Source organism: Rhizobium sp. LjRoot98 (genome assembly GCF_964252935.1).
Classification (GTDB): domain Bacteria; phylum Pseudomonadota; class Alphaproteobacteria; order Rhizobiales; family Rhizobiaceae; genus Pararhizobium.
In genome coordinates this window covers 392,600-406,204 of record NZ_CAXUPW020000003.1, presented here as the reverse complement: position 1 = coordinate 406,204, position 13,605 = coordinate 392,600, and the positions used below count along the sequence as shown (strand labels likewise).

Genomic DNA, 13,605 nt, shown 5'->3' with positions numbered 1-13,605 from the left:
AAACGTAAGAATTTACGTCGCCGTTCTGTCATAAAACACCAGAAGCTGCATGATGGTTAGCCGCGTATTCTTTGCTCTGCAGCTCAATGAGCCGCGACACCGTGCGGTCAAACTCGAAACCCTCGGTGCCTTTTTTCGCCGTCAGCAGATTGATCGGCGCCGATGCTGCAGAAGCAAACAGCCGGGCGCCATGATCGTAGATCGTATCGACCAGCATGATGAAGCGCTTGGTCTCGTTGCGGCGTTCCGGCCCGAGATGCGGAATATGCTCGACGAAAATCGTCCGGTAATGCGAAAGGATGGCGAGATAATCGGCGGCGCCCAGCGGCTTTTCGCAGAGGTCTGCGAAGGAAAAACGAGCGCATTCGCCGGCAGCCTTGGGCACGACGATCTTGCGTCCCTTGAACGCCACCTCGGCGGAGGCAACCGTCAGCCCCGCCGTTGCCAGCCTCCAGGCATTGTCGAGTTCGGCGTCGGCTTGCGGGCCAAGCGGCGATGACCAGACTGGTAGTCCCTCGATCTTCGCCAGCCGGTAATCCGTCGTTGTATCCAGCGGCACGATAGCGGCATGCGCCTTCAACAGATCGATGAACGGCAGAAACAGGCCGCGATTGAGACCATCCCTGTAAAGATTGCCCGGCTCGACATTCGATGTCGCCACCAGCACGCAGCCTTTGGAGAAGAGTTCGCCGAACAGCCGCGACAGGATCATCGCATCGGCAATATCGGTGACGGAAAACTCGTCGAAGCACAGAAGCCGCGCTTCGGCAAAGATCTCGGCCGCCACCGGCGGCATCGGGTCCGCCTGCCGCGTCTCGCCATTTTTCAGCTTCTGCCGGTGCTTGAAGATGCGATCATGCACATCGGCCATGAATTCGTGGAAATGCGCCCGCCGCTTGCGCTTGATCGGCACCGTCTCGAAGAACAGGTCCATCAGCATGGTCTTGCCACGCCCGACGCCCCCGTAGAGATAAAGCCCCTTCAGCGGCGGATGTTCATTCTTGCGTGAAGCAAACAGCCATCCAAGCGCATTCGACTTGCGCTCGGCGCGGCCGGCGGCGAGCTCTGAGGAAAGGTGATCGAGCCGCCTGGCGATGGCAAGCTGCGCCGGATCACGCGACAGCGTTCCCGCCGCGACCATGGCTTCGAGTTTTCGTGAAATACTGTCTTCGGGATTTGGCACGCGCTGGACCGCCCTGGTGTCGGAAACGACGGCAAGAAAAAGCCCGGCTGATGCCGGGCTGGTGGTTAGCGGCTAAGACTGACCGACTGGCCGCCATTGGTCGAGCCGTCAAAGCGTGCATCGGCCGTCTTGAACAGGCGGGCGAGCGGATTGCCGTTGCGATCCTTCAAGACGACTTGCTTGCCGGCCACTTCCCAGGATCCCATCGCCGTCAGTTCGCCAGCGCAACCGCGCGTACCGCCGCGCGAACCGCTGCCGAGATTGGTCAGCGTCAGGAACATGTCGCAGGATGCGCCCGCATTCGAGACACGCCAGTTGCCTACCATCGATTCCTTGGTGACATCAAGCGCATTGGCCGCCGCAGCAGTATCGGTAGCACCCGGCGTCGTGACGCCGCCGACCGCCGCCGTGCCGCTGACCGGCGCTGCCGGAAACTGCGAGGTATCACCGGGCGCTGCAAGCTGGCCGGAAGAGACACTCGGCACAGGCTGCGCCTGCAATGGAGCCGGCGCGGGGTTTCCACCGAAATCGCTCATGGACGTCCGCTGACATCCAGCCAGCGCCAGCACCAAGGCCAGTCCCGCTACCGTATGTATTGTCCGCATGTTCAAGCTCCCGATCATCTCTGCTATCGCGTTGTCCAGGGGAATATAGGCGGAATTAGCTTAAAACTAACTTTAAATTCAAGATGCACCGGATTCTTTAAGACTGTGGCATGATTGAAACGGTTCCCATCCTGCTCTGCGAAGTTGCCGGCGCATCAGGATGCCGGGCGATATCCGCTCTACCGGCGACAACGACACTACACTGGCAGGCTTCAATCTGAACACGCTGGATCTACAGCGCAAACCGGCAATAAAATACCTGGCAGCTCCTTCGAAAGGGGAGATCCCAAGCTCGGAAAGCCTGAAGGCTCGCCTACAATCAAACAACCATCATTCAACCATAACGACAGATTCAGGCAAGCATTCCCCTCTAAAGCGAAAGCACTCAAGGAGGGACAGGCAATGAATATCAGCGGCATCAGCTATTTCAACATTCAAACCGCCGGACCGCTAGCCGCCACCAGACAGCTGGCCACCTCCGGAAATCCAGTTACGTCTGCCACCTCCTATGGCGCGCCTGAACCTGCCGGTAACGACGGCGACATCGGAACATACGATAGTTTTGGCAAATTAGCCCCGATATCCGACAGCTTCGTAACATCGCAGCCGAACGGCTTTGAAATTTACATGCCGGTCCGCCCCGGGTTTTCGTCCAACAATTTAGCCCTGGCGGTGACCGATCCGGCGGCGGAACCATTCTCGTCGGGCAAGACAAAGACGGAAGTTGCCGAAGCAGCACGCAAGGCGATCGACAGCCGATACGCCCAGATGAGCGGGAACGGACAACCGTTCGGGTACAACAGTCATGAGGGCAAGGATTGGTATTCCGCCCTCGGCGATCTGGATCGCCGGGCTTTGAATGCCATGCGCACCGACACGACCGGGCTTTTTTCCAAAGAGGAAAAGGATATGGCGGCGTCAATCATGGCAAATCAGCAGGGGCTCGCCATGGGGCTCTATGCTGGCCCCATACGGCTGGCGGAAACATTCGTATCAGACCCTTCCAATCACATGGCAGTCGGGAAAGCCGGGGCGCTCTGGCTCGACAAGGTCAGCTATGAAGAGAAAACCACATCTATCGAATGGATGGAGCAGCGGGCAGCGACACAACGCCTCTATGAGCATGGCGCGGAGCATGCCGGGGTCGAGCCAGAGGACCTGAGTTCCGGCTTCTCATTTGTCGATATGTTGTTGCAGGCCTATAAAGACCTCGAACAGCTGGGCGAAGGGTACGATTTGAAGGATGTCCCGGCCTATCAGAAGGCGTTCGAACTCTTTGCGAACTACGCGCCAGCCAAACAACAGACTGCATCAACCTTATACCTTTGATCACAGCGATCAGTTCGCCAATTTTCCCAATCGGAAAGTATGGCGTGACTTGTTTTGCTACCTCGCGAGGGGCGTGCGACCGGCGGCGGCTTTTCAGTAAAAAAGCCGGCCGCAACGTTTGCTGCGGCCGGCTTCAATACATGAAAAGTGTCGATCTGGATGAAGGCCGAGGCAAGTGGGCCTCCACGATCACCCCCACACCCAGTTATCAGACGCGGCGTTCGACCATCATCTTCTTGATCTCGCCGATCGCCTTCGCCGGATTCAAACCCTTCGGACAGGTCTGGGCGCAGTTCATGATCGTGTGGCAGCGATAGAGACGGAACGGATCCTCAAGATTGTCGAGGCGCTCGCCCTTGGCTTCGTCGCGGCTGTCGATCAGCCAGCGATAGGCCTGCAGCAGCACAGCCGGGCCGAGATAACGGTCGCCATTCCACCAGTAGCTGGGGCACGAGGCGGAACAGCAGGCGCAGAGAATGCACTCATAGAGGCCGTCGAGCTTCTGGCGATCCTCATGGCTCTGCTTCCATTCCTTGGCCGGTGTCGGCGAAACCGTCTTCAGCCAGGGCTCGATCGAGCGGTGCTGGGCGTAGAAATTGGTGAGATCCGGCACGAGGTCCTTGACAACAGGCATATGCGGCAGCGGGTAAACCTTTACCGCCCCCTTCACCTCGTCCATGCCCTTGGTGCAGGCCAGCGTATTGGTGCCGTCGATGTTCATGGCGCAGGAACCGCAGATGCCTTCGCGGCAGGAACGGCGCAGCGTCAGCGTCGGGTCGATCTTGTTCTTGATGTACAGAAGCGCATCGAGAACCATCGGGCCGCAGTCGTCGACATCGATATAGAACGTATCGATCGACGGGTTCTTGCCGTCGTCCGGGCTCCAGCGATAGATGCGGAATTCGCGGGTATTGGTGGCACCGGCCGGCTTCGGCCAGACCTTGCCTTCCGTCATCGTCGAGTTCTTGGGGAGAGCGAGTTCAACCATGGATCATTCTCCTCAATACACGCGTGCCTTGGGCTCGATCTTTTTCGGATCGATGCCTTCGGCCAGAAGTTCGGTGTGAACCGGACGATAGTCGAGACGGACTTCGCCGGCCTCGTTCACCCAGGACAGCGTATGCTTGCGCCAGTTGACGTCGTCGCGGCCGGCAAACGGGCCGTCGACAAAGTCCTCACGCGCATGGCTGCCACGGCTTTCCTTGCGGGCCTCGGCGCCGTAGACGGTGACGATGGCGTTGGCCATCAGGTTTTCCAGCTCCAGCGTTTCCACCAGGTCGGAATTCCAGATCATCGAACGGTCGGTGACCTTGACGTCGGCCAGTTCCTGCCAGATGGCGCTCATCCGCTTGCAGCCGCTCTCCAGCGATTCCTGGGTGCGGAACACGGCAGCGTCGTCCTGCATGGTCTTCTGCATCTTTTCGCGCAGAACCGCCGTCGGCGTGCCGCCATCGGCAAACCGCAGCCTGTCAAAGCGCGTCATGATCTTTTCGCAGGCTTTTTCGTTGATCGGCGGGATCGGTGCGGCGCGGTCGATGACTTCACCGGCGCGGATCGCAGCGGCGCGGCCGAAAACCACGAGGTCGATCAGCGAGTTGGAGCCGAGACGGTTTGCGCCGTGCACCGAGGCGCAACCGGCTTCACCGACAGCCATCAGGCCCGGCAGCACACGCTCGGGATTTTCACCGTCGGCATTCAGCACTTCGCCCCAGTAGTTGGTCGGAATGCCGCCCATGTTGTAGTGAACGGTCGGCAGGACCGGGATCGGCTCGCGCGTCACGTCGACACCGGCAAAGATCTTGGCGCTCTCGGAAATGCCCGGCAGGCGCTCGTGCAGAACGGCCGGATCGAGATGGTCGAGATGCAGGTAGATATGGTCCTTGTTCTTGCCGACGCCGCGGCCTTCGCGGATTTCCAGCGTCATGCAGCGGGACACCACGTCGCGCGAGGCAAGATCCTTGGCCGATGGCGCATAGCGCTCCATGAAGCGCTCGCCTTCGGAATTGACGAGATAACCGCCTTCGCCGCGCGCGCCTTCGGTGATCAGGCAGCCCGAGCCGTAGATGCCGGTCGGGTGGAACTGGACGAACTCCATGTCCTGCAAAGGCAGGCCGGCGCGTGCCACCATGCCGCCACCGTCGCCGGTGCAGGTATGGGCCGAGGTCGCCGAGAAATAGGAGCGGCCATAGCCGCCGGTCGCCAGAACGACCATCTTGGCGGAGAAGCGATGGATCGTGCCGTCGTCGAGGTTCCAGGCAACGACGCCGGTGCAGCGGCTGCCGTCATCCGACATGATCAGGTCGAGTGCGAAATACTCGATGAAGAATTCGGCGTTGTTCTTCAGAGACTGGCCATAGAGCGTGTGCAGGATAGCGTGGCCGGTGCGGTCGGCAACGGCGCAAGTGCGCTGTACCGGCGGGCCTTCGCCGTAGTTCTGCATGTGGCCGCCAAACGGCCGCTGATAGATCTTGCCTTCGGCATTGCGCGAGAACGGAACGCCATAATGTTCCAGCTCGTAAACGGCTTTCGGCGCTTCCATCGTCAGGTACTGCATGGCATCGACGTCGCCGAGCCAGTCGGAACCCTTGACCGTGTCATAGAGATGCCACTGCCAGCTGTCCGGCGTCATATTGGTCAGCGAGGCGGCAATGCCGCCCTGGGCTGCGACCGTATGCGAGCGCGTCGGAAAAACCTTGGTGATGCAGGCCGTCTTGAAACCCTGTTCGGCCATGCCAAGCGTTGCGCGCAATCCGGCGCCGCCGGCGCCGACGACGATGACGTCATAAGCATGGTCGACATAATCATAGGCGTGGCCGTTGATGAGCGGCGATGAGGTGGGTGCCATTGTGAATTACCCTGCAAACGCGATCTTCAGGATGGCGAAAAGACAGAGCCCGCCAACTGCGATCGCAAAAAACGTATTGAGCATGACGAGGACGACCTTGGCGCCTTCGTTGTGAACATAGTCCTCGATGACGACCTGCATGCCGAGCTTCATGTGGATCAGGCCGGAGATGACCACCAGCCCCATGATCACCGCCACGAAGGGGTTCGACAGGGCAACGACGACTTCAGCATAGGGCGCGCCTGCATATTTGATCAGGAACAGCACGAAGAAGATGATCAATGGCACGTTGGCGACGGCCGTCAGCCGCTGGCGCCAGAAATGATCGGTGCCTTCCTTGGCCGAACCGAGGCCGCGAACCTTGCCGAGGGGAGTACGCATATCCATGGAATTCTTGTCCTCTCAGCGAACCGCGTAGCCGACGATCCAGATCAGCGCGGTAACCGCGACCGAACCGATCAGGTTGGCAATGGCAAGCTTGGTGGCGAAATGCTTCTCGTAGCCGTAGCCCAGATCCCAGACAAAGTGCCTGAGACCGCCGAACAGATGATGCACCAGCGCCCAGGTATAGCCAAACAGAACGAGCTGGCCGATGATCGTGCCGAAGGCCCACATGGCCCAGTCGTAATGTTCCGGTCCGCTGGCTGCGGCGATCAGCCACCATGCAACAAGCACCGTGCCGAAGTACAAGGCACAGCCGGTAATGCGGTGCACAATGGACATGACCATCGTGGGGATAGGCTTATAGATTTGTAGATGCGGCGACAAAGGCCGGCTTTTGGTGACATTCGTCATCTGAACCTCACGGAAGACCCGGAAAGATGCCCAAAAACTGGACTATTTTCATCCGGTATTGCACCTGATTGTGCGCAATTCAGTCAGCCGACGTTTAATCACCATATTGATTAACGACAAGTGTGTTTGCACTGCAAAATCAATTTAATCGATTAGACGAAAATGTGGCGGCTTGACCGGCGCGATTCGCCCACCGCGTTAACGATAAGGCGTGAAAATTCAACGCAATCCGTGACTTTTGCGGGCATGTGCCCCACATTGCCCGTTAAGGATTTGTTAAGACCCATCCGGAGGGCTGCACGAAATGCGTCCATTGAGCATTCAGAATGCGACGAAAGTCTTGATCGCGGCGCTCGCTGTGATCCTCTCGTTCGCCAGTTTCGCCGAAGCACGTGATCGCAATGGCGAAAGAAATCACGTCCGCCGGCCGCATTTCGAACGGTCGCATGATCAGCGCCCCCATCGCGGACGGCAGGAAGCCATTTCCGGCGTCACGGCCGATCGCTACTATTACCGCCGCGACTGGCGAGATCGCGGATACCGCTATGATCGCCGGCATGACAGATTCCAGTTCGACAGGCGCCAGGCCAATCGCGGCCATTTCCAGCCGAGATATGGACGTGACCGCTTTGACCCCACCCTCCCGGTGCGGGAATATCGTGGCCAGCGCCCAAGCGGCTGGAGCCAGTCCTATGGCGGCGACGGTTTCCCATCCTATGCCAATGGCGGCACCTATTTCGGCGGCTTGTCGGCCTGGACCGATCCCGGCAACGGCACCTATTTCAGCTCAGAGCGGAGCGGCTACGGTTACTTTCCGGATGATACCGGCATGACCTATCCCGCGGTGCGCCCGAAAATCATCCACGTCAATCCGTCGACCAACGCGCGCGCCTGTTCCTGGGAATCCGGCGTTTGCGTGATCCGGCGGTGACAGATAGAGCCATAGCCGCATGAGTGCCGATAAAGTTGCAATCCTTCTGCAAGACGTAAAAGAGCATCGCGCGGATCTCTTTCCGATTGTCGCGCGCCTGCGCGACGTGATTCTGGCCGCCGGTCCTGCGATTACCGAGGAGGTGAAGTATGGTGGATTGCTGTTTTCATCCGGCCAGAGCTTCTGCGGCGTTTTTCCCTACAAGGACCACGTGACGCTGGAATTCAGCCAGGGTGCATCCCTCACTGACCCGCATGGCTTCCTGTCCGGCGAGGGCAAGTACCGGCGCCACATCAAACTGGAGACCATGCAGGATATCGAGACAAGCCACGTTGCCGATTATATCACGGCAGCACATGCGGCGGTGAACACCTGACCGCCTGCGCTATGGTTCGGCGCATCATCATTTGCCGCGCCGTGAAAGTCCTCAATCACAACCCGCGCTCAAAAAACGCCAGACCGTGGTCTTCTTGACCTCGCTGTCCTCCAGCGCCCGGGTCACCGGCACCTGGTAGGTCGCCAGCATCTGCATCCGGTCCCGCGGGCAATAGGCACGGCCGGGATCACCGACGAGGACATCGGCTCCCTCGGCGGCCAGCGCGCTCAGCCACCGCACGATCCGGTCGGCAAACGCCTTGTCATAAAAGACATCGCCAGCCAGATAGACATCCGCATCCCGCCCGGCGCCGATCATGTCGAGGCCCGCGGAAGCGACGTCGACACCATTCAGCGCGGCATTGAGCCGGATCGCCGTTTCGGTCCACGGATCGATATCGACGGCCAGCACCGACGATGCCCCTGCCTTCATCGCCGCGATCGCCACCAGACCCGAGCCGGAAGCGAAATCGATCACCCGCTTGCCGGCCACCAAATCCGGATGATCGAGAATATGCCGCGCCAGCCCCTGCCCACCCGCCCAGGCAAACGCCCAGAACGGCGGCGGCAAGCCTATCTCTTCCAGCTCTTCCTCCGTCTTCAGCCACAGATCATGCGCTTCGCTGGCCAGATAGAGCCGCACCTCCGGCACATGCGGCGGCGCCATGATGTCCGTGTTCTCGCGGATGAAGGTTTCGGGATTGGTTTTCATGGAGTCTGTTTGATGATTGGCCATTAGGTTGACGGCACCTCTTCTCCCCAGCGGGGAGAAGGTGGCCCATGGGGCCGGATGAGAGGGCGGTACACTCAGACTCGCTGAAACACCCCCTCATCGCCTCACTTCGTTCGGCACTTCTCCCCGCAGGGGAGAAGAGGAAGATCACCGCGGCGGATTATCCAGCCCGCCGATCCGGCAGATTTCCAGATACTCCTCCTCGGTCACCGGCTGCACCGATAGCCGCATCGAGGTAACCAGCGCCATCTTCTCGAATTTCGGATTGGCCTTGATGTCCTTCAGCGATACCGGGTTCGGCAGGTCGCAGACGGCGCGGATATCGACGCAATCCCAGCGGGCATCGCCCTCGGCGGTCGAATCCGGGTGCGACAGTGCACAGACCTCGGTGATCCCGACGATCTCCAGTCCCTCGTTCGAGTGGTAGAAGAAACCCTTGTCGCCGATCTGCATCGCCCGCATGTTGTTGCGCGCCAGATAGTTGCGCACGCCCGTCCATTCGGTCCCCTTGGCACCCGCATCCTTCTGCATCGCCCAGGACCATTTGAACGGTTCGGACTTGTAAAGCCAATACCCCACGCTCAGGCCTCCGGCTTGTTGAAGACCCAGTTCCAGGGCTTGATATCGACATTGGAAAACAAGCCGGCCTTGGCATAGGGATCGGCGCTCGCGATGGCCCGCACGTCCTCGATCGTCTCTGCCTTCAAAACCACCAGGCTGCCATTCGGCTTGCCGGCATCGTCAAGAAACGGACCGGCGAAGACCAGCGTACCCTTGGCGTTGAGATCGTTCAGAAACTCGACATGCGCGGGACGGGCGTCCATCCGCACCTGCAGGGCATTCGGCTTGTCCGTGCACAGAACCGCAAACAGCATTGTGTTCTCCTTGATTGCCTATTCTTAGGAAGTGTTTATTCCTGCGTGATCGGCCGGGACATCAGCTGTTCCAGCGCCGTCTTCACGTCCATCTTTCCATCAATGATCGCAGCCACCGCTTCGGTGACCGGCATATCGACACCCAGTTGCCGGGCCACATCGGCAGCGACGGAGGCAGCAAACGCACCTTCGACCAGCTCATTCGAATGCCCCTTGGCACTGCCGCTCTGCCCGAGCGCGATGCCATAACGCAGATTGCGCGACTGATGGCTGGTTGCTGTCAACACCAGATCGCCAAGACCGGACAGCCCGCGTACCGTATCCGCCTCGCCGCCCCGTGCCGCAACGAACCGTGACATCTCGGCCAGTCCGCGCGAAATCAGCGCCGCCCGGGCGGAATCGCCAAGACCTGCCCCTTCGACGATACCGCAGGCAATCGCCAGCACATTCTTCAACGCGCCGCCGAGCTGCACCCCAATACGGTCAGCCGACGGATAAAGACGAAAAGTCGCACCCGACAAGGCTTCGGCCAGAACCGCGGCCCGCTCGACAGAGCCCGCCGCAATCACCATCGCCGTCGGCAAGCCCTTGGCGATATCGGCGGCAAACCCCGGGCCGGAGAGCACGGCGACATTCTGCAGATGCAGCTCTTCCTCGACGACATCGGTCAGCAACCGGCCACTCGCCCGCTCCATGCCTTTGGCGCAGATCACCACATCGGCCCCCTTGCCGATGAAACCGTGCAATGACCGCCCAGCCTCGCGCTGCGCCTGCGATGGCATGGCGAAGAGCACGATGCCGGCACCCTCAAGAACGGTTGGGTCATCGGAAACAACAAGCGTTTCCGGCAGATCGATGCCCGGCAGCGCGCTGTCATTGCGGCCGGTTTGCTTGAATTCCTCGACGATACTTTCGCGGCGGGTGAGCAGCGTCACCGGCACCTTGCCAGAGGCGGCGGCAACGGCGGCCAGTGCCGTTCCGAAGGCCCCGGAGCCAACGACGACGATACGATCGGTATTCATGACGTCCGCCATCACGCCTTTGCTCCCCGCTTGCCAAAGCCGATCAGGGCTTTCGCATCCGCATCCAGCGGCCAGCGCGAACGCGGCGCCACATCGAGATCATCGGCCGGCAATCCTGCCGCCATGCGCTCGGCCCCCGCCCAAGCGATCATTGCCGCATTGTCGGTGCACAGTTGCATCGGCGGCGCGATGAAGTGAAAGCCATTCTTGTCGCACAGCTCCTGCAGCGTCGCCCGCAGCGTCTGGTTGGCCGCCACCCCGCCGGCCACCACCAGCGCCGGATGCGTCACCGTGCCGGCAAACTGCTCCTTGAAGCGGGCAAGCCCGCGGCCGATGCGATCCTTCAGCGTGCGCGAAATCGCCTTCTGGAAGGAGGCGCAGATATCGGCGATGTCCTGTTCGGTCACTGGCTCGATCGACTGCGCCGCCTGGCGCACGGCCGTCTTCAGGCCGGAAAATGAAAAATCGAGCCGCGCTTCGCCGACCAGCGGACGCGGGAAGGAAAACCGGTCCGGATTGCCACTTTTTGCCGCACGCTCCACCGCCGGACCGCCAGGATAAGGCAGCCCCAGAAGCTTCGCGGTCTTGTCGAACGCCTCGCCCAGCGCATCGTCGATTGTCGTCCCCCAGCGCTCGTAGACGCCGACGCCCTTCACCAGGATCAGCTGTGTGTGGCCACCGGAAACCAGCAGCATCAGATAGGGAAAGGCCAGCCCATCGGTCAGCCGTGCTGTCAGCGCATGACCTTCCAGATGATTGACGGCATAAAGCGGTTTTCCCGATGCCCGTGCCATCGCCTTGCCGGTCATCAGGCCCACAAGCAGGCCGCCGATCAGGCCGGGACCGCTGGTGGCGGCAATCGCATCGATATCCGCAAGGGTTACCCCGGCGCGCAAAAGCGCTTCCTCGATCAACGTATCCAGCGCCTCGACATGGGCGCGCGCCGCGATCTCCGGGACGACGCCACCATAGGCGCTGTGCTCTTCCAGCTGGCTCAACACCACGTCGCCCAGAATTTCGCCGTGGCCGTTTTCGTCGCGCAACACGACGGAAGCTGCGGTCTCATCACAGCTTGTTTCGATACCGAGGATGCGCAGGCGGGCAGACATGGGCAGAATTACTCGAACATTGCGGTCGCGGGGAAAGGCGGATACACGGAACTCCGGTAACAACGGATCGCAGTGGATGCAAACAAAACCTTTCCGGATCGGCACGCGGGGCAGCCCCCTGGCGTTGGCGCAGGCCCATGAAACGCGGGACCGGCTGGTGGCTGCGCATGGTATGCCGGCCGAAATGTTCGAAATCGTCGTACTGTCGACCATGGGCGACCGGATCACTGACCGGTCGCTGTCGGAAATCGGCGGCAAGGGCCTCTTCACTCAGGAACTGGAGGATATGCTCACCTCCGGCGGGCTGGATTTTGCCGTGCATTCCTCCAAGGACATGCCGACCAAGCTGCCAACGGGCCTCTATCTCTCCGCCTACCTGCCGCGCGAAGACGCCCGCGACGCCTTTGTCGGTCGCACCGCCAGGAAACTTCTCGATCTGCCGCAAGGAGCCACGATTGGCTCGTCGTCGCTGCGCCGTCAGGCGCTCATCAAGCGCCTGCGCCCGGATATCAACGTCATCACCTATCGCGGCCTCGTCGATACCCGGCTAAGAAAGCTGGCCGAGGGCCAGGTCGATGCGACGCTGCTTGCCTTTGCGGGCCTGAAGCGGCTGGGCAAGGACGACGTGCCAACCGAGCTTCTCGATCCCGAAACCTTCCCGCCAGCCCCGGCACAGGGCGCAATCTGTATTGAAAGCCGGATCGACGACAACCGGGTCAATAGTCTGCTCGAAGCGATCAACGATGCGCGAACCCACGAGGCCGTCACCTGTGAACGTGCATTCCTTGGGACGCTCGACGGCTCCTGCCGCACGCCGATTGCCGGTTACGCGGTCTCTGATGGCGAAAACATTCGTTTTTCCGGCATGGTCCTGACGCCTGATGGCAGCGAATATTTCCGCGTGGGCATTGAGGGCAAGGCAGCCGATGCCGAACAGCTTGGCGCCAAGGCCGGCAACGATATCCGCCTCGATGCGGGACCGGACTTCTTTTCGAGCTGGGCGTGAGCATGCCCGCCCCGTTGCGCATTCTTGTCACTAGGCCCAGGCCTTCAGCGGCGGCAACCGCAGCAAAGCTCGCAGCGATGGGGCACGAGGCCGTGCTTCTGCCGGTCATGGAAGCCATCCATCAGCCACGAGCGGCACTGGAAGCGCTGACCCATGCCCACAGCGCCATTGCCGTCACCAGCGCCGAAGTGTTTCGTGCCTTGGCACCCTATGGCGAACAGGTGACGCCGCATCTACGGACACCGGTCTATTGCGTCGGTCCCGCAACGGCGCAGGCAGCACAACGCATGGGCTTCCAATCCCTGATAACGGGCAGCGGCACCGGCGTTTCCCTGGCAAAGATTGCCGCGGCCGCATCGGTCGATCTCGCTGACGGCCTGGTCTATCTCGCCGGGTCGCCGCGCTCTCCGGCTTTCGAGGCAGGGTTACAGGCCGCAGGCATCGCCTGCCGCACCGCCGAGACCTACCGGATGTCGGCCATCGCGCACCCACCCGGGACAGTCGAGCAATGTCTGCATCCGCCGGTCCCGGACCTCGTTCTGCTCTATTCGCACGAAACCGCACGGCATTTTTTCGCGCTGCTGTCTCCACAAACGACACACAGGATGTCCGGCATGCGTATCCTGTGCCTCAGCCAACACGTCGCAAATGCCATCCCCCCTGGTTTCGGGCCGGTCGCCATTGCCGCGGAGCCTTCCGAAGAAGCCCTTCTCGCCCTCGTCTGACCCGCTGCACCACAGGCAGCGGAACACAAATCCATCCAGCGACGGTCAAGGAATTGTCGCTTGGGGGCTTTC

At 60.8% G+C, this 13,605-nt stretch carries 16 protein-coding genes; 5 read left to right on the top strand and 11 right to left on the bottom strand.

The genetic code is table 11. The annotated features are described in order from the left end of the window. Positions 1-28 precede the first annotated feature (28 nt). Positions 29-1,141, bottom strand: coding sequence for a cell division protein ZapE (gene zapE, locus ACSQ3J_RS13830; protein WP_060502747.1), 1,113 nt, complete (start codon positions 1,139-1,141; stop codon positions 29-31). A gap of 107 nt (positions 1,142-1,248) precedes the next feature. Next, positions 1,249-1,788: a protease inhibitor Inh/omp19 family protein gene (locus tag ACSQ3J_RS13825; RefSeq protein WP_060502874.1), complete on the bottom strand. Its 540-nt coding sequence runs from the start codon at positions 1,786-1,788 to the stop codon at positions 1,249-1,251. 402 nt (positions 1,789-2,190) lie between these two features. On the opposite strand from ACSQ3J_RS13825, the gene ACSQ3J_RS13820 reads away from it, so the two are divergent. Further along, positions 2,191-3,117: a hypothetical protein gene (locus tag ACSQ3J_RS13820; RefSeq protein ID WP_060502746.1), complete on the top strand. Its 927-nt coding sequence runs from the start codon at positions 2,191-2,193 to the stop codon at positions 3,115-3,117. A 208-nt stretch (positions 3,118-3,325) separates the two neighbouring features. Here ACSQ3J_RS13820 and ACSQ3J_RS13815 read toward each other — a convergent pair whose 3' ends face one another. The 4 genes from ACSQ3J_RS13815 to sdhC are packed head-to-tail and all read right to left on the bottom strand — an operon-like array spanning position 3,326 to position 6,757. Next, entirely contained in the window at positions 3,326-4,105 is a 780-nt protein-coding gene (locus ACSQ3J_RS13815; RefSeq protein ID WP_060502745.1) for a succinate dehydrogenase iron-sulfur subunit, read from the bottom strand. A gap of 12 nt (positions 4,106-4,117) precedes the next feature. Next, positions 4,118-5,962 carry a succinate dehydrogenase flavoprotein subunit gene (gene sdhA, locus ACSQ3J_RS13810; protein WP_060502744.1) on the bottom strand — a complete coding sequence of 615 codons (1,845 nt, stop codon included), beginning with the start codon at positions 5,960-5,962 and terminating at the stop codon, positions 4,118-4,120. A gap of 6 nt (positions 5,963-5,968) precedes the next feature. Then, positions 5,969-6,349 carry a succinate dehydrogenase, hydrophobic membrane anchor protein gene (gene sdhD, locus ACSQ3J_RS13805; protein ID WP_060502743.1) on the bottom strand — a complete coding sequence of 127 codons (381 nt, stop codon included), beginning with the start codon at positions 6,347-6,349 and terminating at the stop codon, positions 5,969-5,971. 15 nt (positions 6,350-6,364) lie between these two features. Beyond that, positions 6,365-6,757, bottom strand: a complete 393-nt coding sequence (sdhC, locus tag ACSQ3J_RS13800; RefSeq protein WP_060502742.1) for a succinate dehydrogenase, cytochrome b556 subunit — start codon at positions 6,755-6,757, stop codon at positions 6,365-6,367. A 313-nt stretch (positions 6,758-7,070) separates the two neighbouring features. Here sdhC and ACSQ3J_RS13795 point away from each other — a divergent pair, with 313 nt between their 5' ends. Next, positions 7,071-7,688, top strand: a complete 618-nt coding sequence (locus ACSQ3J_RS13795) for a hypothetical protein (RefSeq protein ID WP_156393920.1) — start codon at positions 7,071-7,073, stop codon at positions 7,686-7,688. Positions 7,689-7,707: 19 nt separating this feature from the next. After that, on the top strand, positions 7,708-8,064 hold the full coding sequence (locus tag ACSQ3J_RS13790; RefSeq protein ID WP_060502740.1) for a DUF1801 domain-containing protein: 357 nt from the start codon (positions 7,708-7,710) through the stop codon (positions 8,062-8,064). 51 nt (positions 8,065-8,115) lie between these two features. Here the strand turns inward: ACSQ3J_RS13790 and ACSQ3J_RS13785 are convergent, their stop codons facing one another. The 5 genes from ACSQ3J_RS13785 to tsaD all read right to left on the bottom strand — a co-directional run bounded on the left by ACSQ3J_RS13785 (position 8,116) and on the right by tsaD (position 11,802). Beyond that, a complete protein-coding gene (locus ACSQ3J_RS13785; RefSeq protein ID WP_060502873.1) occupies positions 8,116-8,775 on the bottom strand; it encodes a class I SAM-dependent methyltransferase in 660 nt (219 codons plus the stop codon). Between the two features lie 168 nt (positions 8,776-8,943). Further along, positions 8,944-9,375 carry an EVE domain-containing protein gene (locus tag ACSQ3J_RS13780; protein ID WP_060502739.1) on the bottom strand — a complete coding sequence of 144 codons (432 nt, stop codon included), beginning with the start codon at positions 9,373-9,375 and terminating at the stop codon, positions 8,944-8,946. A gap of 2 nt (positions 9,376-9,377) precedes the next feature. Continuing rightward, positions 9,378-9,671 (bottom strand): YciI-like protein, encoded by a 294-nt coding sequence (locus ACSQ3J_RS13775; protein ID WP_060502738.1) that lies wholly within the window; start codon positions 9,669-9,671, stop codon positions 9,378-9,380. 35 nt (positions 9,672-9,706) lie between these two features. Continuing rightward, a complete protein-coding gene (locus tag ACSQ3J_RS13770) occupies positions 9,707-10,705 on the bottom strand; it encodes an NAD(P)H-dependent glycerol-3-phosphate dehydrogenase (protein WP_060502737.1) in 999 nt (332 codons plus the stop codon). Further along, on the bottom strand, positions 10,705-11,802 hold the full coding sequence (gene tsaD, locus ACSQ3J_RS13765; RefSeq protein WP_060502736.1) for a tRNA (adenosine(37)-N6)-threonylcarbamoyltransferase complex transferase subunit TsaD: 1,098 nt from the start codon (positions 11,800-11,802) through the stop codon (positions 10,705-10,707). The genes ACSQ3J_RS13770 and tsaD overlap by 1 nt, the downstream gene beginning before the upstream one ends. A gap of 76 nt (positions 11,803-11,878) precedes the next feature. Here tsaD and hemC point away from each other — a divergent pair, with 76 nt between their 5' ends. Both hemC and ACSQ3J_RS13755 read left to right on the top strand, forming a co-directional pair. Continuing rightward, on the top strand, positions 11,879-12,808 hold the full coding sequence (hemC, locus tag ACSQ3J_RS13760; RefSeq protein ID WP_060502735.1) for a hydroxymethylbilane synthase: 930 nt from the start codon (positions 11,879-11,881) through the stop codon (positions 12,806-12,808). A 2-nt stretch (positions 12,809-12,810) separates the two neighbouring features. Beyond that, on the top strand, positions 12,811-13,533 hold the full coding sequence (locus tag ACSQ3J_RS13755) for a uroporphyrinogen-III synthase (protein ID WP_082511995.1): 723 nt from the start codon (positions 12,811-12,813) through the stop codon (positions 13,531-13,533). Positions 13,534-13,605 lie beyond the last annotated feature (72 nt).